We start from the raw sequence: 21,139 nt of genomic DNA, 5'->3' as shown, positions 1-21,139 counted from the left end.
CCGCAGCCGGCCCCGGATCCCGTTTTTCGTTGTCTTGTTTCTGTTTTACTCCTGCGCTGATTCAAGTTTTGTTGCTTTCCAGCCGTAAACCAGAAGGTATTCTCACTTTCTGGATTTCCATGCGACATTTGAGCGCCCTGTTAGCTTGCAGCCTTGCCGCGATGGCGGCCATGGCAAGCGCCAAAGATGCCCCCGCTTCGGCGAGCGCCGCCGCATCCGCGCCGATGTCGGCGTCGGCGCGCGCGGCCGCCATGAAAACCCTGACCGAATCGGTGAAGGGCAAGGAGGCCAAGGCGCCTGTCGTCGTCGCGCCCACGGCGCGCGAGAAGGAAGAAGCGGCCGAAGTCGACCTGTCCGAACGCATCGCGGCGCGCCTGGCGGAAATGCGCGCCACCCAGGCGGCCCGGGCCGCCGCCCGCGCCAAGCGCGCCGCCGTGGCGAAGGCCGCGCCGCCGCCACCGCCGCCCGTGGCGCGCGGCACGCACTGGTCGTACGAAGGCGAGAGCGGTCCGGCCAACTGGAGCAAGATCAATGTCGACTGGGCCAAGTGCGGCAATGGCAGCCGCCAGTCGCCGATCGATATCCGCGATGGCATGAAGGTGGAACTCGAGCAGATCAGCTTTGACTACCATCCGTCGTCGTTCAGTGTGGTCGACAATGGCCACACGGTGCAGGTGGGCGTGAGCGGCGGCAATTACATCACGGTGCAGAACCGCATGTTCGAGCTGCAGCAATTCCATTTCCACCGTCCGTCCGAAGAGCGCATCAATGGCAAGGCATTCGAAATGGTGGTGCACCTGGTGCACCGCGATGCGGAAGGCCGGCTGGCGGTGCTGGCCCTGTTGCTGGAACGGGGCGCGCCGCAAGCGACCATCCAGACCGTGTGGAACAACCTGCCGCTGGAAAAATTCGACACCATGCAACCGACCATCCTGCTCGATCCCGCCGAGATGCTGCCGGCGCGGCGCGACTACTACACGTATATGGGATCGCTGACTTCGCCGCCGTGCAGCGAGGGTGTGCTGTGGCTGGTGATGAAGCAGTCGGTGCAGGCGTCGCCGGCGCAGATGGCGCTGTTCAGCCGTTTGTATCCGCTCAATGCGCGTCCGGTTCAATCCGGTAACGGTCGCATCATCAAGGAATCAAATTGAGGTGGGGGCAGACCCGGCGGATCTGACCACAATGTGCTGGCGGCCCGTCCATTCGGCGCCGGCGGCCAGCAGGTCGGGCTGGATCAGGGCCGGCTCGATGCAGATGAAGCGCGGGTATTCGTCGTCGGCCAGGTCGGGCAGGGCGGCCGCGTCCTGCGCGCCGGGGTTCCACACGACGGCATCCGTGAAGCCCTGCTGCTCCAGGCGCAGCAAATGGCCGCCGGATTGCAGGGTCAAGGCGCCCGGCAACTGGTAATAGATGCGGTCCAGCTTGTCCGAAAATTGCAGCTCCTCTTCCGCCTGCAAGGCATCTTGCGGCGTCTCGTCCGAATAGCGCACGCGCTGCAGGCCGCCAACGCGGGCCTCGCTCAATCGATCGATTGCAAAATAGCTGTGCAGGGCGGCCGAGAACGGAAACGCCTGCTCGCCCGTGTTGTGCACGGACAGGTGCAGCTCCAGCGCCTGCGCCTGGACGGCCACGCGCAGGCGCAGGGTAAAGGCCCAGGGCCAGCTGGCGGCGATTGCCTCCGGCAGGTCCGTGTGGTGGAGGATGAATTGCGCCCATGCGGCCCCATCGGCGTCGCCCGTCGATTCCAGCTGCCAGGTCGCCACGCGCGCAAAGCCGTGGCGCATGCCCGTGCCGCGCGCGCCGAACTGGGGGAAGATCACGGGCACGCCGCCCCGGATGGCGCGGCTGCCGTCGAGGGCGGAGTCGCGGCTGCAGAACAGGCGCTCCTGGCCATCGCTGGTTTGCCACGAGACCAGGTGGCCGCCGTACAGGGTGACGGTCGCTTGCGCGCCATCGGCGGCGTGGATGGTCACGGCCGGCAGCTCGCCAAAGGTACTCTCGCTCATGCTAGGCTTTCATGTCAGGTCAGGCGGCTTTTCGCCAGCGGCGGATTCTTGGCAAAGTAATTCTTGATGCCCGTGACGATGGCGTCGGCCATCTGGTCCTGGTAGCCGTTGTCGGTCAGCTTGGCTTCTTCCTCCGGATTCGAGATGAAGGCCGTCTCGATCAGGATGGACGGGATGTCCGGCGCTTTGAGCACGGCGAAGCCGGCCTGCTCGACGGAACCCTTGTGCAGGCGGTTGATGCCGCCGATTTCGCGCAGCACGGCCTTGCCCAGCTTCATGCTGTCATTGATCTGCGCCGTCGTCGACAGGTCGAGCAGCACGCTGGCCAGCTGCTTGTCGTGGTTCTTCACGTTCACGCCGCCGATCAGGTCGGCCTGGTTTTCCTTGTTGGCCAGCCAGCGCGCGGCCGTCGAGGTGGCCCCTTTTTCGGACAGCACGAAGACGGACGAGCCGCGCGCCGTGGGCTGGATGAAGGCGTCGGCGTGGATCGAGACGAACAGGTCGGCTTGGACCTTGCGCGCCTTTTCCACGCGCATGCCCAGCGGGACGAAGAAGTCGGCGTCGCGCGTGAGCATGACGCGCATGTTGGGCTGCAATTCCAGCTTGGTCTTGAGGCGCTTGGCGATGGCCAGCACCACGTCCTTTTCGCGGCTGCCACGGCTGCCCATGGCGCCCGGGTCTTCGCCGCCGTGACCGGGGTCGAGCGCGATGGTAATCATGCGCACCACCTTCTGGCCCGGCAGCGGGCGCGCTTCGGGGCGCTGTTCCGGTCGGAGTTCCGGCGCGATCGGCGCCACCGGCGGCGTCACAGCGGCCACGGGCGGCTTGCCGCTCTCGGGCAGGGGCAGCGCGGGCGGCGGCGTATGCGTGTCGGACATCAAAGGCTTGGCCGGGTCGCTTGACCAGTCGCCTTTTTCGATCATCTGCGCGATCAGGTCCGGCTCGCGCACGGGATACAGGTCGAAGATCAAACGGTGGTTGTAGGAGCCGGCCGGCGGCAGGGTAAACAGCTGCGGCGTGACTTCTTCCTTCAGGTCGAACACGAGGCGCACGACGTTGGGCCGGTTCTGGCCCACGCGCACCTGCTTGATGTACGGGTCGTTCGACTGGATCTTCGCCACCAAACCCTTCAAGGTGGGATTGAGTTCCAGCCCTTCGATGTCGACCACCAGCCGTTCCGGGTCCTTGACGATGAAGTGGGTCGCCTTGAGGATGCTGTCGTTTTCCAGGGTGACGCGCGTGTAGTCCTCGGCCGGCCAGACGCGCACGGCGAGAATTTGCGCCGCCATCGCCGACATGGGCGCGAACACGGACAACAGCAGGGTGCCGCCGGCCTTGAGCACCGTGCGCCGGGTGATGGGCGAGGAGATCAAAGGTTCGGGGCGAATTTGAGACGGTGAAGGCATGACAGACCCAATTCAGAAGACGCTTGCAATTCTACATCACGTCCTGTACCCGCAACGTTCAAATAAATATTCAGGTCGGCCGGCGGCAGCACCGGTTCGGCTTTTTCCGGCCATTCGACGATGCAGATATTGCGGCCGTCGAAGTCTTCGCGAAAGCCCGCGTCGAGGAATTCCTCGGCGCTGCCCATGCGGTACAGGTCGAAGTGGATGACGTTGACGCTCTGGCCGTCGAGCTGCACCGTGTACGGTTCGGACAAGGTGTAGGTGGGGCTTTTGACGTGGCCAGCATGGCCGGCCGCGTGCAGCAGCGCGCGCGTGAGGGCCGTCTTGCCGGCGCCCAGGTCGCCGTGCAGGTAGATCGCCAGGCCCGGCGCCAGCGCGCGCGCCAGCGCGGCGCCCAGCGCGGCGGTGCCGGCTTCGTCGTGGAGGTGGGCTTTGAAGTGTTCGGTCATTATCTTCGGTATCGCATAAAATGGAGGCTGCTGTCATTGTAACCGCCCGCGCGCCTGCCGTTTTCCGTAAAGTCCCCTATGTCCGCCACCGTCACTGATCTCGCCGTCCTGGCGCGCACCATCAAGGAATGGGGGCGCGAGCTGGGTTTTGCCGAGGTGCGCATCGCCGACGTCGACCTGTCGCACATGGAAGCGCCCTTGCAGGCCTGGCTCGATGCAGGGTACCACGGCGAAATGGATTACATGGCCAGCCACGGCATGAAGCGCGCGCGCCCGGCCGAACTGGTGCCGGGCACGGTGCGCGCCATCAGCGCGCGCATGAACTACCTGCCGCCCGCGCTGGGGCCCGACTGGCGCGCGCACGAGGCGGCGCGCGAGGCCGACCCCGCGGCGGCCGTGATCTCCGTGTATGCGCGGGGCCGCGATTACCACAAGGTGATGCGTTCGCGCCTGCAGCAGCTGGCAGACCGCATCAAGGGCGAGATCGGCGACTTCGGCTACCGTGTCTTCAGCGATTCGGCGCCCGTGATGGAAGTCGAGCTGGCGCAAAAGGGAGGATTGGGCTGGCGCGGCAAGCACACCTTGCTGATCAACCGTCAGGGCGGTTCCTTCTTTTTCCTCGGCGAGATCCTCGTCGACGTGCCGTTGCCCGTGGACCCGCCGGAGACCCCGCGCTGCGGCCAGTGCTCGGCATGCATCACGGTGTGCCCCACGCAAGCCATCCTGGGACCGTACCAGCTCGACGCGCGCCGCTGCATTTCCTACCTGACGATTGAGCTGAAAGGCGCCATTCCCGTCGAGATGCGTCCCTTGATCGGCAACAAGGTGTACGGCTGCGACGATTGCCAGACCGTCTGCCCGTGGAATAAGTTCGCCCAGCGCGCCGTCGTGCCCGACTTCGACGAGCGGCACAGCCTGGGCAGCGCCAGCATGGTGGAACTGTTCGCCTGGACGGAAGAGGAATTCAACCGCCGCATGGAAGGCAGCGCGATCCGCCGCATCGGCCACGAACGCTGGCTGCGCAACCTGGCCGTCGGCATGGGCAATGCGGCCGCCCAGGCCCGGGGCCAGGCCGACATCGTCGCGGCCCTGCTGTCGCGCCGCGAGCATCCGTCGGCCATCGTGCGCGAGCACGTCGAATGGGCGCTGGCCTTGCACGGCCTCGCCTGACCTTCGTTTAAACCTGTTTCAGACGCAGCGCCGACCAGTCGGCGTCGATGGCGACCATCGCCACGCTGTCGAGTCCCATTGTTTGCGCAAAACTGCGGATATCGTCGCGATGGATGTTGCTGCCCGCCTTCGCGCCGCCCTTGCGGTACGCCACCCAGACCGCGCCACCGGGCGCCAGGCGCGCCTGCGCCATCGGCAGATACTGCTCCAGTTCCGCGCGGCTGCGCGCGAACAGCAATATCCAGTCCGCGCTTCCTCCTTCACTCACCAGCCTTTCCGCCGGCAGCTGCGCCAGCAGGGCGGCATGCCCGCCGCCGTCATTGAACACGGCCAGCGCCTGGGCATTTTTCACATACATTTTTTCAGCAATGGTTTTGTCAGGCATGGCAGGGGCGTGTCGATTGGGAAAAGACGAGCATAACAAATTTCTCCTTGACTTATCGATATATCGTTATAAAATGACGATACCTACTAACGATATATCTTTAAAGAGAAAACATGAGAAACTCACACCACGCAGAACACGGCCATCACGGCCGTCAGCACCACCATCATCACGGCCATTGCGGCCAGCAGCAGCACCACGGCGAACACCGCCATGAGGACCGCAGTGACTACTATATGCATGGCCGCGGTCCGCGCGGCTTCGACGAGCGCGGCGACGGCATGGGCCATGGCGGCCCAGGTGGCCGGGGCGGGCGCGGCGAACGGGCCGAGCGCGTCTTCGGCCGCGGCGATCTGCCGCTGATCGTGCTGGCGCTGATCGAAATCAGCCCCCGCCACGGCTATGAAATCATCAAGGCCATCGAGGAGCGTTGCGGCGGCGCCTACGCCCCCAGCCCGGGCGCCGTGTATCCGACGTTGACCTTGCTGGAAGAGCAGGACCATGTAACATCTTCCGAAAGCGCCAGCGGCAAGAAGCTTTACACGATCACGGACCTGGGCCGCGCGTATCTCGACGAGAACCGCGCCCAGGTGGACGGCATCCTGGCCCGCCTCGACATGTTCGCCCGCGTCCAGGCGCGCAACGCCTTGCCCGAGCGCGTGCGCCAGGCCATGCACACGCTCAAGCATGCGCTGTTGCTGAACAAGACCAGCTGGAGCGAAGCGGAAGCCGAGCGCGTGTCCGCCGTGCTGGAACAGGCGGCGAATGCCATCGTCGATGGCCACTGAGCCCACTTTACAAGGATAAGCAATGACTACTGCATCCCCTACAGCGCCACGCCCGCACGCCATCGAGCGCGTGCGCCATGACTTGAAACTGCGCGTGCTCACCGTCGTGCGCATCGAGCAGCTGACGCCGCACATGCGCCGCATCACGCTGGCCGGCGACGACCTGGAAGGCTTTGTCTCGCCCGCGCACGACGACCACGTGAAAGTGTTCTTCCCCGCTCCCGGCGAAGACAAGCCCGTGTTCCCCGTGCTGGGCAACGGCGCCAACCCGATCCAGTATGCGGAAGGGCCGCGCCCCATCGCCCGCAATTACACGCCGCGCCGCTACGATGCCGCGCGGCGTGAGCTGGAAATCGACTTCGTGCTGCATGGAGACGGCCCTGCGTCGCTGTGGGCGGCGCAAGCCGCACCCGGCCAGACCCTGGGCGTGGGCGGGCCGCGCGGCTCGATGCTGGTGCCGCTCGATTTCGACTGGTATGTGCTGGTGGGCGACCAGACGGCCTTGCCGGCCATCGCCCGCCGCCTGGAACAGCTGCCGGCCACGGCGCGGGCCACCGCCGTGATCGAGATCGTCGAAGACGGCGAACAGATCGCCTTGGACAGCGCGGCGCAGCTGGACGTGCGCTGGGTAGCGCGCAATGGCCGCAGCGGCGCCTTGCTGCTGGAGGAACTGGCGAAGGTGGCCTTGCCACAGGACGGCTACGGCTACGTGTGGGTGGCGTGCGAGCATGCGCAGGTGCAGGGCTTGCGCGGGCATTTCATCGAGGCTGGCGTGCCGAAGCAGCACCTGCATGTGGCCAGCTACTGGAAGCATGGGGCGGCGGAGCACCACGAGCACCATGACGCATAATTACTGAACAGTCCCACCAGTCGGCCCGTACTGCGCATAAAATGATTGTCTGGTTTTTAACTATCCTATTGCATATAATTATTTTTCTATAGAAATAATATCCAAGGGGAAAATGTTGAACATACTGTCTTTGAGCGTGCTGGCCGTGTTGTTGATGGGATGTTCGACGCTGCGTCCGCCTGTTGTCATGCCGGAATTCCAGCAGGCGGAATATGATGTCTTGAGTAAAACCGGTAGTGGCGGCGTCAAGGGACAGGCCTTCATGAAGACCAAAGGCGGCGAATTCAAGGAGGCTGGTGGCGACAGGGTCACCTTGCGTCCGAAGACGGAATATGCGCGCAAGCTGGTGATGTTGCCGGCGTCGCTGTATAAATGCCAGGTAGTCAGCACCGTCATTCTGAAGGTCTGTGACTATGACCGTACGACCATGGCCGACAGCGAAGGAAGGTTCGAATTCACGGATGTGCCCGATGGCACGTATTACGTCACCACCGAAGTGAGTTGGTTGGCGTACTATCCCGGCGCATTCTCCTCCGTCGAAAGCAAGCAAGGCGGTACGATCCCGACGGAAGTCACCGTGGCCGACAGTAAGGTCTCGACTATCATGCTGACGCGTTAAGCGTACAGGACGCTTTTTACTTCAACAACCCCGCCAGTTCCACCGCCGTCTTGACCTGCATCTTGTCGAAGATATGCGCGCGGTGGACTTCCACGGTGCGCATGCTGATGCCCAGCTTGTCGGCCACCACCTTGTTCATCTTCCCCGCCAAAATCAGGTCCAGCACTTCGCGTTCGCGCGTCGACAGAGTGGCCAGGCGCGCGTGCACGGCGGCCAGTTCGCCCGCCTGGCGCGAATTGGCCAGGCCCTGCTGCACGCGGTCCATCAGGTCGTTGTCGTTGAACGGTTTTTCAAAGAAATCGAAGGCGCCCCGTTTCAGGCTGTCGACGGCCATCGGCACGTCGCCGTGGCCGGTGAGGAAAATCACGGGCAGGCGCGCCGTCAGGTCGCGCTTGACCAGCTGGTCGAACAGGGCGATGCCGTTCATGTCGGGCATGCGCACGTCGAGCAGCACGCAGTCGCCATTGGCGTCGAACGTGCCGTCGAGGCTATCGAGAAATTGCTGGGCGCTGGCGTAGTTGCGCGCTTCGATGCTGCGCGAGGCGGCCAGCCAGGACAGGGAGTCGCGTACGACCTCTTCGTCGTCGATGATGTGCAGCATGGTGTCTCCGGCTTGTCGTTATGCGTTATGCGTTAATGGTTAGTGCGGCGCGCGCGGCGCAGCCGGCACGCTGAATGTAAAGATGGTGCCGCCAGCGGGGTTGGCGCCGAAGGTCAGCGCGCCGCCGTGAAATTCGATGGCGGTGCGGCAGATGTTCAGGCCCATGCCCATGCCTTCGGACTTGGTCGAGAAAAACGGCGAAAACAGCCGCTCGGCCACGTCCACCGGGATGCCGTGGCCATGGTCGATCACGTCGACCGTCACCATGCCTTGCTGTGCGTCGTGACTGGCCCGCAGACGCATGATACGCCGTCCCGGCGCCGCATCCTGCATGGCCTCGATGGCGTTGCGCGTCAGGTTCAGCAGTACTTGCTCGATCATCACGGGGTCGGCGCGCAGCAGCGGCAGGTCCGGCGGCAGCTCTTCCTGGATGGTGACATAGTATTTGCGCGCCTGCAGGTCGATCAGCGCGCGGATGCCGTCGATCAGGGTGCGGAGGGCGATATCCTGGCGCTGCGGCTCGCTCTTGCGCACGAAATCGTGCACGCTGCGGATGATCTGGCCGGCCCGCTGCGCCTGCGCGCTGGCCTGTTCCAGCGCCGGCTTCAGGGTGTTCGGCTCGACGGGCGCGCCGCTGTCGATGGCGCGGCGGATCAAATTCAAGGCCCCTGTCGTGTAGCTGGAAATGGCCGCCAGCGGCTGATTTAATTCGTGCGCCAGCATCGACGCCAGCTCGCCCATGGTGGCCAGGCGCGAACTCGTTTGCAGTTTTTCCTGCTGCTGGCGATTCAGTTCCTCGACCCGTTTGCGGTCCGAGATGTCGAGCACGGAGCCCATCCAGCCCGTTTGCTGGCCGTTCTTGTCCACCAGCGGCGCTTCGAAGATCAGCACGGGCACGCGCGTGCCGTCGGGGCGCTGGAAATAGGTTTCGAACTGCGGCGTGGGATTGCCGGCCAGGGCCTTGACGAAGCGCTGCTGGTATTCCTCCAGCGCTTCGGGTACCCAGTAGGGCATGGGCGGCAAACGGCCCAGGATTTCCTCGGGCGGATAGCCGACGATCTGGCAAAACGCGGGATTGACGTACGTGACTCTTCCTTCCAGGTCGCGCGCGCGCATGCCCGTCACCAGCGAGTTTTCCATCGCCGTGCGGAACAGCATCTGCTGGCGCAGCGCGCCTTCGGCCACCAGGCGGCGCGAAATATGCCGCCACAGGGCCAGCAAGCTCCACAGCAACCCCAGCGACAGGGCGATGACGGAGCCGACCAGCAAATTGGGCAGCAGCTTGGGCTGGCTTTTCACGCTGTCGGTAAACAGGGTGATGGTGGCGCCAGGCACGTCGAGCGCGCGCTTGTGCGTGTACACGCCGTGGCCGGGACCGGCGGCGGCGCGCCGCGCCAGCACCTTGTCGTCGCGGTCGATCAGCGAAATCTGGTTATCCTGGGCGAACCACCACGGCACCATTTCATCGAGCAGGCTGCTGATCTGATAAGTGGCCACCAGGCTGCCGACATAGCGCTGGCCATCGAACAGGGGCTGGTGGTAATCCATCAGCATGGCGCCCGGCGGCGCGTCGGGAAAGCCCGTCTGCTGCGAAGGCTGGGCATATTGGCCCCGGTGCAGGCGGCGCGCATTGTCAGCCGCCGTCAGCGAGGCCGGTGAAAACGCCAGCGCATGCGGCAGGCTGTTGTCGCTGGTGGCCAGCACCTTGCCGCTGGTGTCGAGCCACAGCACGCGTTGCAGTTCGCGGCCATTGCGCAGCATCTGCTGCAGCCGTTCGTGCACTTTTTCCGCCGACAGGGAGCTGCTGGCGATGTCCACGCCCAGGTTGAACAGGCTTTCCTCGTTGCGCGCCAGCTGGAAGCGGATGGTCTGTTCCACCCACAGCGTATCGGCGATCAGCTGCTCCTGGCGCTCGTTGCTTTCCATCTGGCGTGCCTGCCAGGGCAGCCAGAACAGGATGGACAGGAACAGCAGCAGCAGGATGACGGGCAGCAGCCAGCGCATCGGACTCGATAGCTTGAAGCGGCGCGCAAGGGTGGGGGGAGTCGGCATGGCTGGCAGGGTAGCGGCTTATCGGGAACCGGCTATTGTGGTTAACCACAATAGCCGAGGCAGTTTCTTTGGCACAATATTCAAGTAGACAAATAATAAAGTTTTTCTAAAAACCATTCAGGAGACAAAAATGCAGATGAAAACCATGTTCGTCGCGCTGTGCGCGGCCATCGGCGCCACCGCCGGCGTCCACGCTTACGCACAAGCCCCCATCGTCATCAAGTTCAGCCACGTCGTGGCGACGGACACGCCGAAAGGCCAGGCCGCCGAGCGTTTCAAGCAGCTGGCCGAGAAAGCCACGAATGGCAAGGTCAAGGTCGAACTGTACCCGAACAGCCAGCTGTACAAGGACAAGGAAGAACTCGAAGCGCTGCAGCTGGGCGCCGTGCAGATGCTGGCGCCGTCGCTGGCCAAGTTCGGCCCGCTGGGCGTGAAGGAATTCGAAGCGTTCGACCTGCCCTACATCTTCCCCACCAAGACGGCGCTGTACAACGTCACCGAAGGCGAAATCGGCAAGAGCCTGCTGAAAAAACTCGAGCCCAAGGGTATCACGGGCCTGGCCTACTGGGACAATGGCTTCAAGGTGATGTCGGCCAACAAGCCGCTGCATAACCCGGCCGACTTCAAGGGCCTGAAGATGCGCATCCAGTCGTCGAAGGTGCTCGACGCGCAGATGCGCGCGCTGGGCGCCAACCCGCAGGTGCTGGCCTTCTCGGAAGTGTATCAGGCGCTGCAGACGGGCGTGGTCGACGGCACGGAAAATCCGCCGTCGAATATGTACACGCAAAAGATGCATGAAGTGCAAAAGCACGTGACCGTGTCGAACCACGGCTACCTGGGCTATGCCGTCATCGTCAACAAGAAATTCTGGGATGGCTTGCCGCCCGAGATTCGCACGCAGCTGGAAAAAGCCATGCGCGAGGCGACCACGTTTGAAAAAGCCATCGCCCAGCGCGACAACGACCAGGCGCTCGACGCCATCAAGAAAGCGGGCAAGACGCAGATCTATACCTTGACGGTGCAAGAGCAGGCCGAGTGGCGCAAGGCGCTGGCGCCCGTGCAGAAGGCCATGGAAGGGCGCATCGGCAAGGATCTGATCTCGGCCATCAACAAGGAAAGCGCGAAGTAAGCCTTTAGCGCGCCGCGCCGCCTGGCGCGGCAGGCAGGGCATCCCTGCCAGTCCGTTTGAACGACTCCCGCGCGTCCTGCGCGGGAGTGCGTGCACCCGCATTCTTTGAAAGTCCACCATGAAATTTCTGGATCACCTGGAAGAGTGGCTGATCGCGACCCTGATGGGCGCGGCCACCTTCATCATCTTCGTCGCGGTCGTGCACCGCTACCTGGCAGGCTTGCCGATTCCGGGCCTGCAAGACTTCCTGATTCAAATCAACACCAGCTGGGCCCAGGAACTGTGCATCTACATGTTTGTCTGGATGGCCAAGTTCGGCGCCGCCTACGGCGTGCGCACGGGCATCCATGTGGGCGTCGACGTGCTGATCAACCGCATGAACCCGCGCTGGCGCGACCGTTTCATCGTCTTCGGTCTGGGCGCCGGCGCCCTGTTTACGGGCATCGTCGGGACCCTGGGCGCTAGTTTCGTGTGGTCGATCGGCCACACGGACCAGACGTCGGCCGACATGGAAGTGCCGATGTGGCTGGTCTACCTGGCCGTGCCGCTCGGTTCCTACCTGATGTGCTTCCGTTTCCTGCAGGTAATGGTGCATTTCATCAAGACGGGCGCCTTGCCGAAACACGACCACTCGCACGTCGAGGGCCTGGAAGATGAACTGACTGCGGAAGAAAAAGGAGCCAAGGCATGAACGCGCTGATCATTTTTGTGTTGCTGCTGGCGCTGATGCTGACCGGCATGCCGATCTCCATCTCGCTGGGCCTGACAGTATTGACGTTCCTGTTCACCATGACCAGCGTGCCTATCGAATCGGTAGCCCTGAAGATTTTCACGGGCATCGAGAAATTCGAGATCATGGCCATCCCGTTCTTCATTTTGGCGGGTAACTTCCTCACGCATGGCGGCGTGGCGCGGCGCATGATCAACTTCGCCAGCTCCATGGTGGGCCACTGGCATGGCGGCCTGGCGCTGGCCGGCGTGATGGCGTGCGCGCTGTTTGCGGCCGTCTCCGGTTCCAGCCCCGCCACCGTGGTGGCGATCGGCTCCATCATCCTGCCGGCCATGGTCAAGCAGGGCTATCCGCGCGGTTTCGGCGCAGGCGTCATCACCACCTCGGGCGCGCTGGGCATCCTGATCCCGCCCTCGATCGTGATGGTGATGTATTCCGTCAGCACGAATACGTCGGTGGGCAAGCTGTTCATGGCGGGCGTGATTCCCGGCATGATGCTGGCCATGCTGCTGGGCCTGACCACGTGGTTTTTGGCGCGCAAGCACAATTATCCGCGCATGCAGAAGGCCAGCTGGGGCGAGCGCTTCGTGACGTTCAAGAAGAGCGCCTGGGGCCTGCTCTTGATCGTCATCGTCATGGGCGGCATCTATTCGGGCGCGTTTACGCCCACGGAAGCGGCCGCCATGGCTGCCGTGTACGCCTTCATCATCGCCGTCTTCGTCTACAAGGACTTGAAGATCAAGCAAGTGGGCAAGGTCTTGCTCGATTCGGCCGCCATGTCGGCGATGCTGCTGTACATCATCACCAATGCCGTGCTGTTCTCGTTCCTGATGACCAGCGAAAACATCCCGCAGGCGATGGCTGAATGGATCACGGGCAAGGGCCTGGGCGTGATCAGCTTCCTGCTGGTGGTCAACGTGCTGCTGTTGTTGGCTGGTAACGTCATGGAGCCGTCGTCCATCGTGCTGATCATGGCGCCGATTCTGTTCCCCGTCGCCATGAAGCTGGGCATCGATCCCGTGCACTTCGGTATCCTGATCGTGGTCAATATGGAGGTCGGCATGTGCCATCCGCCCGTGGGCCTGAACCTGTACGTGGCGTCCGGCATCACCAAGATGGGCATCTCGGAGCTGACCGTGGCCGTGATGCCATGGCTGCTGACGATGCTGGCCTTCCTGGGCTTGATCACCTACGTACCACAAATCTCGCTGTGGTTGCCAAATTTAATTTACAACTAAAACAGTTGTCCCCGCCATGGTGCAAAAAAAGTCGATCCGGCCGAATAAATGCGCTATGATGGGCAGCCTTAAGGGGAAACACGTATATGCATATGCGCCCCGGTAGCAAGGCTGAAATACAGAATTGGTAACAAGGTTAGTGGGGGAGTGGTCTATAAAAACGGTATTGATACCGGGGATATATTGAGGAGACACACGTTTCACAGAAGTTGTTGAGTCATAGCTGTCTGCGGCCACAAGCCGGCACCGGCGGACCCAAACGACCGGGAACGTGAAGCAATATTTGAAGCGCACCGGCTGGTGCGCTTTTTTTTCGTGCGCAGGAAACGTCCGCCGACACGCTCAAAGTCGGTGCATAATTCCCGTGGCGCCGTTTCCGGCGCCGGCAAGTTGCATATATGCCACACTTGAATAATGATCAGCAGATGAAAAAACAACAGGGCAGTGAACTGTTCAGCGCCATCGTGGCCGCGCCGTTCGGCGCCATGGGCGTGCGCGCGCAGGACGGCCAGCTATGCGAACTGGTCTACCTGCCGCCGCACTTTGCCGAGAAAGACGCGCAGGATGCCGTCTCGGAGCGCGCTTGCGTGCAGCTGGCGCGCTATTTCCACGATCCCGATCATGTTTTCGACCTGCCGCTGGCCGCCTCGGGCAGCGCCTACCAGCAACGGGTATGGGCGGCGATCGCCGGCATCCCGCGTGGCCAGGTGCGCACGTATGGCGACGTGGCGCGCCTGATCGGTTCGGCACCGCGCGCCGTGGGCCAGGCCTGCGGCGCCAACTGGTTTCCCGTAGTGATCCCCTGCCACCGCGTGACGGCCGCTGGCGGCCTGGGCGGCTTTGCCCACCATGACGATGCGACGGGTTTCCACCTGGGCGTGAAGCGCTGGCTGCTGGCGCATGAAGGCGTGGCGGGCATGGGCTGGTCAACACGATGATGAACAGCCTGCTGGCGCCCGACAACGCCACCCTGATCGACGAATTCTGCGACAGCCTGTGGCTGGAAGACGGCCTGTCGAAAAACTCGCTCGATGCCTACCGGCGCGACATGCGGCTGTTCGCCCGCTGGCTGGAAGTGGCGCGGCCCGGACGCGAGGGCCTGTACGAAGTGTCCACGGCCGACATCGAGGCGTATTTCGCCGCCCGCCACGACGAGAGCAAGGCGACGTCGTCGAACCGGCGCCTGTCCGTGCTCAAGCGTTTTTACCAGCTGGCACTGCGGCACAAGCATATCGCGGCCGACCCGTGCCTGAAGATGGTGTCGGCCAAGCAGCCGGCGCGCTTCGTGCATACCTTGAGCGAAGCACAGGTGGAAGCGCTGCTGGCGGCGCCCGACGTGAGCACGCCGCTGGGTTTGCGCGAGCGCACGATGCTCGAACTCATGTATGCGAGCGGCTTGCGCGTGTCGGAACTGGTGGACTTGCAATCCGTGGAGCTGAGCCTCAACGATGGCGTGCTGCGCATCACGGGCAAGGGCAGCAAGACGCGCCTGGTGCCGTTCGGCGAACAGGCGCGGCTGTGGATCGAGCGCTACCTGAAGGAAGCGCGCGGCGTCATCCTCGACGGCCAGATGGACGATGCGCTGTTCGTCACGCGGCGCGGCGGCGCCATGACGCGGCAAATGTTCTGGGTCATCATCAAGAAACATGCGCTGAACGCCGGCATCACGGCGCCGCTGTCGCCGCACACCCTGCGCCATGCGTTCGCCACGCATTTGCTCAACCATGGCGCGGACTTGCGTGTTGTGCAATTGTTACTGGGGCACTCCGATATTTCCACCACGCAGATTTACACGCATGTGGCCCGCGAACGGCTGAAACTGCTGCATGCGCAGCATCATCCGCGAGGCTAAACATTTGGTGTTTGGTTCAATTACGTCATAATGTGCCTTATGTGCTTATCTGTAACATCTAAAAACTAAAGAGGTAGTAAATGGCCAAGACAAATTTCCAATACGAAAAACGGCAAAAAGAGCTGGAAAAGAAGAAGAAAGCCGAGGAAAAAGCCAGGCGCAAGCTGGAAGCGAAAAACAATCCGAAGCCGGCCGATGGCAGCGAAGGCGATGAGCCGGAAGCGGATGAGAGTGACGCAGATCCGGCCGCCGAAGACGACGCGCCCGCCCAGCCCCAGTAATTCCCCGTTCCTGACGACCGGTGCGGCATGGCCGCGCCGGTCTCCCTTCGTTTTCTCCTCCCCCGCTACAAGCGCGGCCGCTGGCCGATCGCCAGTTGCAGCTGCGTGCTGGCAATGGCCGCATCGGCGCGCGCCTGCACATAGCCCTGGTATGCCTCATCGGCCGAACGCTGCGCCGCCAGCCATTCCAGCAGCGAAGCATTGCCGCTGAAGTAGGACAGGCGCATGCCGTCGACCACCTTTTGCGCATCGACCAGCACGCCGTCGCGGTAGCGCGCCAGCCTGTCCTGCGCCGCGCGCAGCTGCCGCTGCGCCGTGCGCACCTGCGTTTCCGCCTGCAGTTCCGCCTGGCGCAGGGCCAGCATCGCTTGCGTGACGCCCGCTTCCGCCTGCACGATGTCGCCCTTGTCGCGCCGCGACAGGGGGATGGGAATGGCCAGCGATACGCTCAAGGCGCGCGAGCGGGGCGACCCGTCGACGGGATTGCCGCTGGCGTCAAAACCGTCATGGTAGCCGCGCGCGGCGGCCAGGCCCACGGTGACGGTCGGGTCGACGGCGCGGTTGGCGCGCACGAGCGCCGCGCCGTCGCGCAGATGGTCCACGGTGGCGCGGGCGATGCGCACGTCGCTGCGCGCTTCGAGCGCCTGCGGCACCAGCACCGTGGCATCCCTGTTCTCATATGCGGCGAAGTCGCAGGCCAGCTGCGCGTCCGGAAACAGACTGCCGAACTGGCGGCCCAAGGACGGCGACAAATTCAACATGGCGCTGTCGGCCTCGCTGCGCGCCTGCGCCAGCTCGGCCTGGAACTGGTCGCGTTCCACGCGCGACTGCAGCAGCTCGATGCCGCCCACGTCGCCCGCCTTGCGCCGCACGGCATTCGCTTCGACGACTTTCGACAGGGCCGCCATGGTCTGCTCCTTGCGCGCGAGGACCTCGCGCGTGCGGCACGCTTCCGTGAACGCGGCGGCGGCCGTGCCATACAGTTCGCTTTTGAAGCCGGCCACCGTTTCCTCGGCCAGCGCGACATTGCTCTGTGCGGCTTTGACGCGCGCGGCGCGCTTGCCGCCTGTCTCGATAGCCATGCTGAGGGCCGGATTCCACGTCACGGGACGATGCTCGACGCTGCGCACGGTCTCGCGCGTGGCGCCCAGGGTGAATTCGGGATCGGGACGCAGGCCGGCGATGCCGATGCCGGCCTTGGCCGAGACGATGTTTTCCTGCTGCGCCTGCAATTCCAGGCTGTGGCTTTCCACGGCGGACAAATAGGTCTCGAAGGTCAACGGGGCGGCGCTGGCGCAGGGGGCCAGCAGCCAAGCCGCCAGCAGGACTTTAAAACGTGTCATGGTTCACTCCTTCGGTATCGATCCGGCGTTGTTGTACATACGCCTCGATCAGGTAATACAGGGCCGGCAACAGCAGCAGGGTCAGTGCCGTCGCCGACACCAGCCCGCCCACCACCACGGTGGCCAACGGGCGCTGCACGTCGCTGCCCAGTCCCGTGGCCAGCATGGCGGGCGTCAGGCCCAGGGCGGCCACGGTGGCCGTCATCAGCACGGGGCGCATGCGGTCGCGCGCGCCTTCCAGCACGGCGTCGCGCAAGCTCCTGCCTTCGTCCGCGCGCAAGCGGTTGATCTGTGCCAGCATCAGCACGGCGTTCAGCACGGCCACGCCGAACAGGGCGATAAAGCCGACGGCGCTCGACACATTCAAGGTCATGCCGCGCAGGTGCAGCGCGGCCAGGCCGCCCAGCATGGCCAGCGGCACGGCCAGCAAGACCAGCGCGGGCTGGCGCAGATTGCGGAACTGGCCAAACAGCAGCAGGAACATGGCGCCCAGGGTCATCGGCAGGATCAGGGCCAGGCGGCTTTGCGCGCGCTGCAGGTTTTCGAACTGGCCTCCCCATTCGACGCTGATGCGCTGGTGTTCGCCCGCCACGGCTTGCGCGACCAGCGGGCGCGCTTCGGCCAGGAAACCGGCCAGGTCGCGTCCGCGGGCATTGAGGCGCACGATGATGTGGCGCCGTCCCATTTCGCGCACGATCACGCTTTCTCCCGAGGTGGTGCTGATGCTGGCCACCTGCGCCAGCGGAATCCTCGCGCCGTTGGCGGCCGTGAGCTTCAGGCTGGCGATGGCGTCGGGGCTGGAACGCGTGGCGGGCGGAAAGCGCACGGCGATGTCGTAGCTTTTCTCGCCCACGTAGACCTGGCCGACGGGCGCGCCGCCGATGCCGGTGGCAATCAGGTCGGCCACGTCGGCCGCATTGATGCCGTAGCGGGCCGCCTTTGCCCGGTCCAGTTCCACCTTCAGGTTGGGCAGCGGCGGCTCCACGTCCACGGCCACGTCGGAGGCGCCGTGGACAGTCTTCAGCACATTTGCCACCTTGCCGGCGATGGCGCGCACCTCATCGAGGTCGTTGCCGAAGATTTTCACCGTCAGGTCGCTGTGCGCGCCCGACAATTTATCCTGCACGCCGTCGATCATCGGCTGCATGAAGGCCACCGTGACGCCGGGCAGGCGCGCGAAGCGCGCGTTCATCTTCGCGATCAGCTGCTGCTTGCTCATGCCCGATTTCCAGCTTTTATACGGATGCAGTCCCACGCTCGCCTCGATGTGCGACGGCGTCCAGTAATCGGTGCCGTCGTCGTTGCGTCCCGTCTGGGTGACGATGGTCGACACTTCCGGGAATTCCAGCGCGGCGCGGCGCAGTTCGCCGGCCATTTCCGATGCCTTGTCCAGCGTGATCCCGGGCGGCATCTGCACCTGCAGCCACAGCGAACCTTCATCGAGGTAGGGCAGGAAGTCGCGCCCGATGCTCGCGCCCAGGATGGCAAGCGTCGCGAGCGATCCTGCGCACACCATCGCCACCCAGCGCTTCCTGCCCACCATGCGCTCGAGGAAGCGGCCATACGCGCCCGCCAGCTTATCCAGCACGCGGTTATGGGGCATGCGGCGCGGCTTGCGCAAGGCCAGCCAGGCCAGGCCCGGGATCAGCACCAGTGCCACCACCAGCGCGCCCACCAGCGCAGCGCCCACCGCGTACGCCATCGGCGAAAACAGCTTGTATTCGATGCGCTGGAAGGCGAACAGGGGCAGGTAGGCGGCGATGATGACGGCCATGCCGAACATGATGGGGCGCGCCACCTGCAAGGTTGCGTCGATGGCGTCTTGCAGGGTCAGGGGGCGTTCCTGCTCGCGTTCGCGGCGGCGCAGCATGTTTTCCAGCACCACGACGGAACCGTCGACGAGGATGCCGAAGTCGATCGCCCCCAGTGACAGCAAATTGGCGGGAATTTTAAAGTGGTGCATGAAGATGAAGGCGATCAGCAGGGCCAGCGGAATCGTCAGCGCGACGATGGCGGCCGCGCGCGGGCTGCCCAGATACAGCAGCAGTACGAGGGCGACGAGCAGCATGCCTTCGCCCAAGGTAAATCCGACCGTGTGCAGGGTGGCGTCGATCAGCGAACTGCGGTCCAGGTAGGGCACGACCTTGACGTCCTTCGGCAGCACGTTGGCGTTCAAGTCGTCGACGGCCGCATGGATGCCGGCCAGCGCTTCGGACGGATTGAAATCCTTCAGCAGCAGGGTGATGCCTTCGATGGTGTCTGGGTTGTCATCCTTGCCGAGGATGCCGCGCCGCTCCACGTTGCCGTAGGCGAGCTTGCCCAGGTCCTTCACCAGCACGGGCACGCCGTCCTTGCTGCTGACGACGACATTGCCCATGTCGTCGAGCGAATGCAGCAGGCCCACGCCGCGCACCACGTACGATTGCTGGCCGCGGTCGATGACGCTGCCGCCGCCGCTGATGTTGTTGGCGTTGATGGCGTCCTTGACCTGCGCCAGCGAGAAGCCGTAGCTGTCCAGTTTTGCGGGATCGAGTTCCAGCATGAACTGCGTCGTCAGGCCGCCGAAATTGCTGACGTCGGCCACGCCGCGCACCTGCTGCAGGCGCGGTATCACGGTCCAAAACTGCAGCTCGGACAGTTCGCGCAAGCTGCGTGATTTCGATTCCAGCGTGTAGCGGTAGATTTCGCCCGTCGGCGAAGTGTAGGGATCGAGGCCCGGCTTGGCGTCGTACGGCAGGTTCACGCTGGCCAGGCGTTCCTGCAGCCGCTCGCGCGTGAAATAGCCGTCGCTGCCATCTTCGAACACCACGGTGATCAGCGACAGCGCGAACAGGCTGCGCGTGCGCAGCACGTGCATGCCGGGCGTGCCCAGCAGGGCGCGTTCGAGTGGTATGGTGATCTGCTGCTCGATTTCCTCTGCGCCCAGGCCCGGCACCTGCGTGACGATCTGCGAAGTGACGTCGGCGATGTCGGGATAGGCTTCGATGGGCAGCTGCTTCCAGCAGTAGACGCCGTAGACGGCGACGAACAGCAGCACCAGCCAGACGATGCCGCGCCGCTGGCAGCAGGTGGCGATGAAACGGTCAATCATTGAGCAGCACTCCTTCCTTGACGACGATGCGTTCGCCCGCTTTCACGCCGGCGAGGATTTCCACCTGGTCTCCATGGCTGGCGCCCACTTCCACCGTGCGCGGCGTGAATACCAGCGCGCTGCGCTCGACCATCACGCGCGTCGAGGGCCCGCTTTGCAGCACGGCGGACGCGGGCACGAGGAGGGCGCGGCGCGGCGCGCCGGCGAATCCCGCGTGGGCGAACATGCCGGGCTTGAAGGTGCCGGCGCGGTTGTCGATGGCCACGCGCACTTTCACCGTGCGCGTCTCGGGATCGAGCACGGCGCCCACATACGCGACCTTGCCCTCGAAAGCCTTGCCAGGCCAGGCATCGATGGTGATGCGGGCCGTCTGACCCACGGCCACCTGCGCCAGGTCCCTTTCGGCCACGTTGGCCGACAGCCACACGGTGGAGAGATCCGCCACCGTCATGACGGGCGCGTTGATATCGTTCCAGTAGCCGCCCTGGGCGCCGTCCATGGCGATCACGGTACCGGCGATGGGCGAACGCAGCACGTAGTCGCGGCGCGAACCGCGCGCGCCGGCGCCGTACTGGGCCAGCTTGTCGGCGCTGGCCTGGGCGTCGCTGCCCGCCTGCGCAAAGGCTGCCTGAGCCGATTCGTACTCCTTGCGCGCGGCGATGTCCGCCTCGAACAGGGTTTTCTGGCGCTCCAGTTCCTGGCGCGCCTGCAGCAGGGCGGACTTCGCCTTGCTGTCGTCCGCGTAGGCGGCGCTCAGTTCCGCCGAATCGAGCGTGAACAGCGGGTCGCCCGCCTTCACGCTGTCGCCCAGCGCGCGCTGCAAGCGCGTGATGCGCCCGGCCAGGGGCGGCGTGATTTTCACCAGTTTTTCCGGCATCGCCTCGATGCTGCCCGGCGCCTCCGTCTGCGTGGCGATCTCCTGCTCCTGCACGGCGGCGATCTGCAGGCGCTGGCGCAGCGGCGACATCTTGTCGACGGCGATGCTGCCGTCGTCCAGATGCATCGATTGGGCGGGCGGGGTGGCCGCCGCCGTCGGTTTGGCGCAGCCGGCCAGGGCCGAGCAGGCGAGAGCGAGGGCGCAGCTGGCGCCCAGGGCGTTGCGGGTGGTCGTGTTCATCCCGTGTTTCCTTGTTATTGATGGTGATG

The 21,139-nt window shown here is 64.3% G+C and carries 21 protein-coding genes; 11 read left to right on the top strand and 10 right to left on the bottom strand.

The window, feature by feature from the left end; genetic code table 11:
- Window positions 1-61: 61 nt before the first annotated feature.
- Complete coding sequence (locus ACQ4W4_RS23965) at window positions 62-253, bottom strand: hypothetical protein (protein ID WP_436544081.1); 192 nt, start codon at window positions 251-253, stop codon at window positions 62-64.
- On the opposite strand from ACQ4W4_RS23965, the gene ACQ4W4_RS23960 reads away from it, so the two are divergent.
- Complete coding sequence (locus tag ACQ4W4_RS23960; protein ID WP_436544080.1) at window positions 252-1,151, top strand: carbonic anhydrase; 900 nt, start codon at window positions 252-254, stop codon at window positions 1,149-1,151. The two genes, ACQ4W4_RS23965 and ACQ4W4_RS23960, sit on opposite strands and share 2 nt — an antisense overlap.
- On the opposite strand, the gene ACQ4W4_RS23955 is transcribed toward ACQ4W4_RS23960, so the two are convergent.
- The 3 genes from ACQ4W4_RS23955 to tsaE are packed head-to-tail and all read right to left on the bottom strand — an operon-like array spanning window position 1,143 to window position 3,864.
- On the bottom strand, window positions 1,143-2,006 hold the full coding sequence (locus ACQ4W4_RS23955) for a D-hexose-6-phosphate mutarotase (protein WP_436544079.1): 864 nt from the start codon (window positions 2,004-2,006) through the stop codon (window positions 1,143-1,145). The genes ACQ4W4_RS23960 and ACQ4W4_RS23955 overlap by 9 nt on opposite strands.
- Window positions 2,007-2,020: 14 nt before the next feature.
- Window positions 2,021-3,412 (bottom strand): N-acetylmuramoyl-L-alanine amidase, encoded by a 1,392-nt coding sequence (locus ACQ4W4_RS23950; protein ID WP_436544078.1) that lies wholly within the window; start codon window positions 3,410-3,412, stop codon window positions 2,021-2,023.
- Window positions 3,376-3,864, bottom strand: a complete 489-nt coding sequence (tsaE, locus tag ACQ4W4_RS23945) for a tRNA (adenosine(37)-N6)-threonylcarbamoyltransferase complex ATPase subunit type 1 TsaE (protein WP_034780043.1) — start codon at window positions 3,862-3,864, stop codon at window positions 3,376-3,378. Before tsaE ends, ACQ4W4_RS23950 begins: the two co-directional genes overlap by 37 nt.
- A gap of 78 nt (window positions 3,865-3,942) precedes the next feature.
- On the opposite strand from tsaE, the gene queG reads away from it, so the two are divergent.
- A complete protein-coding gene (gene queG, locus ACQ4W4_RS23940) occupies window positions 3,943-5,034 on the top strand; it encodes a tRNA epoxyqueuosine(34) reductase QueG (RefSeq protein ID WP_436544077.1) in 1,092 nt (363 codons plus the stop codon).
- A 7-nt stretch (window positions 5,035-5,041) separates the two neighbouring features.
- Here queG and ACQ4W4_RS23935 read toward each other — a convergent pair whose 3' ends face one another.
- On the bottom strand, window positions 5,042-5,419 hold the full coding sequence (locus ACQ4W4_RS23935; RefSeq protein ID WP_436544076.1) for a DUF3052 family protein: 378 nt from the start codon (window positions 5,417-5,419) through the stop codon (window positions 5,042-5,044).
- A 236-nt stretch (window positions 5,420-5,655) separates the two neighbouring features.
- Between ACQ4W4_RS23935 and ACQ4W4_RS23930 the strand changes: the two genes are divergently transcribed.
- The 3 genes from ACQ4W4_RS23930 (at window position 5,656) to ACQ4W4_RS23920 (ending at window position 7,676) form a co-directional block, all read left to right on the top strand.
- Window positions 5,656-6,207, top strand: coding sequence for a PadR family transcriptional regulator (locus ACQ4W4_RS23930; RefSeq protein ID WP_436544075.1), 552 nt, complete (start codon window positions 5,656-5,658; stop codon window positions 6,205-6,207).
- Window positions 6,208-6,229: 22 nt separating this feature from the next.
- Window positions 6,230-7,057 carry a siderophore-interacting protein gene (locus tag ACQ4W4_RS23925; RefSeq protein WP_436544074.1) on the top strand — a complete coding sequence of 276 codons (828 nt, stop codon included), beginning with the start codon at window positions 6,230-6,232 and terminating at the stop codon, window positions 7,055-7,057.
- A gap of 112 nt (window positions 7,058-7,169) precedes the next feature.
- Window positions 7,170-7,676 (top strand): peptidase associated/transthyretin-like domain-containing protein, encoded by a 507-nt coding sequence (locus ACQ4W4_RS23920; protein WP_436544073.1) that lies wholly within the window; start codon window positions 7,170-7,172, stop codon window positions 7,674-7,676.
- A gap of 16 nt (window positions 7,677-7,692) precedes the next feature.
- On the opposite strand, the gene ACQ4W4_RS23915 is transcribed toward ACQ4W4_RS23920, so the two are convergent.
- Together ACQ4W4_RS23915 and ACQ4W4_RS23910 are read right to left on the bottom strand one after the other, a co-directional pair.
- The gene (locus ACQ4W4_RS23915; RefSeq protein WP_314629686.1) at window positions 7,693-8,277 is read right to left on the bottom strand and encodes a response regulator transcription factor; all 585 of its coding nucleotides are present in this window, start codon (window positions 8,275-8,277) and stop codon (window positions 7,693-7,695) included.
- Window positions 8,278-8,316: 39 nt separating this feature from the next.
- A complete protein-coding gene (locus tag ACQ4W4_RS23910) occupies window positions 8,317-10,329 on the bottom strand; it encodes a sensor histidine kinase (RefSeq protein WP_436544072.1) in 2,013 nt (670 codons plus the stop codon).
- A 136-nt stretch (window positions 10,330-10,465) separates the two neighbouring features.
- Here ACQ4W4_RS23910 and ACQ4W4_RS23905 point away from each other — a divergent pair, with 136 nt between their 5' ends.
- The 6 genes from ACQ4W4_RS23905 to ACQ4W4_RS23880 all read left to right on the top strand — a co-directional run bounded on the left by ACQ4W4_RS23905 (window position 10,466) and on the right by ACQ4W4_RS23880 (window position 15,559).
- Complete coding sequence (locus ACQ4W4_RS23905; protein WP_436544088.1) at window positions 10,466-11,458, top strand: TRAP transporter substrate-binding protein; 993 nt, start codon at window positions 10,466-10,468, stop codon at window positions 11,456-11,458.
- Window positions 11,459-11,576: 118 nt separating this feature from the next.
- Window positions 11,577-12,149 (top strand): TRAP transporter small permease, encoded by a 573-nt coding sequence (locus tag ACQ4W4_RS23900; RefSeq protein ID WP_035821976.1) that lies wholly within the window; start codon window positions 11,577-11,579, stop codon window positions 12,147-12,149.
- Window positions 12,146-13,426 carry a TRAP transporter large permease gene (locus ACQ4W4_RS23895; protein ID WP_070223052.1) on the top strand — a complete coding sequence of 427 codons (1,281 nt, stop codon included), beginning with the start codon at window positions 12,146-12,148 and terminating at the stop codon, window positions 13,424-13,426. Before ACQ4W4_RS23900 ends, ACQ4W4_RS23895 begins: the two co-directional genes overlap by 4 nt.
- Before the next feature lie 425 nt (window positions 13,427-13,851).
- Window positions 13,852-14,364, top strand: a complete 513-nt coding sequence (locus ACQ4W4_RS23890; RefSeq protein ID WP_436544071.1) for a methylated-DNA--[protein]-cysteine S-methyltransferase — start codon at window positions 13,852-13,854, stop codon at window positions 14,362-14,364.
- On the top strand, window positions 14,361-15,278 hold the full coding sequence (gene xerD, locus ACQ4W4_RS23885; protein ID WP_257218035.1) for a site-specific tyrosine recombinase XerD: 918 nt from the start codon (window positions 14,361-14,363) through the stop codon (window positions 15,276-15,278). Before ACQ4W4_RS23890 ends, xerD begins: the two co-directional genes overlap by 4 nt.
- Window positions 15,279-15,358: 80 nt before the next feature.
- The gene (locus ACQ4W4_RS23880; RefSeq protein ID WP_436544070.1) at window positions 15,359-15,559 is read left to right on the top strand and encodes a hypothetical protein; all 201 of its coding nucleotides are present in this window, start codon (window positions 15,359-15,361) and stop codon (window positions 15,557-15,559) included.
- 65 nt (window positions 15,560-15,624) lie between these two features.
- On the opposite strand, the gene ACQ4W4_RS23875 is transcribed toward ACQ4W4_RS23880, so the two are convergent.
- The 3 genes from ACQ4W4_RS23875 to ACQ4W4_RS23865 are packed head-to-tail and all read right to left on the bottom strand — an operon-like array spanning window position 15,625 to window position 21,110.
- Complete coding sequence (locus ACQ4W4_RS23875) at window positions 15,625-16,902, bottom strand: TolC family protein (protein WP_436544069.1); 1,278 nt, start codon at window positions 16,900-16,902, stop codon at window positions 15,625-15,627.
- Entirely contained in the window at window positions 16,889-19,993 is a 3,105-nt protein-coding gene (locus ACQ4W4_RS23870; RefSeq protein ID WP_436544068.1) for an efflux RND transporter permease subunit, read from the bottom strand. Before ACQ4W4_RS23870 ends, ACQ4W4_RS23875 begins: the two co-directional genes overlap by 14 nt.
- Window positions 19,986-21,110: an efflux RND transporter periplasmic adaptor subunit gene (locus ACQ4W4_RS23865; protein ID WP_436544067.1), complete on the bottom strand. Its 1,125-nt coding sequence runs from the start codon at window positions 21,108-21,110 to the stop codon at window positions 19,986-19,988. The genes ACQ4W4_RS23870 and ACQ4W4_RS23865 overlap by 8 nt, the downstream gene beginning before the upstream one ends.
- Between the last annotated feature and the right edge of the window lie 29 nt (window positions 21,111-21,139).

This window comes from Janthinobacterium glycogeni (assembly GCF_051380725.1).
Lineage (GTDB): Bacteria > Pseudomonadota > Gammaproteobacteria > Burkholderiales > Burkholderiaceae_D > Janthinobacterium.
This window is presented reverse-complemented; position numbering and strand designations above follow the sequence as displayed.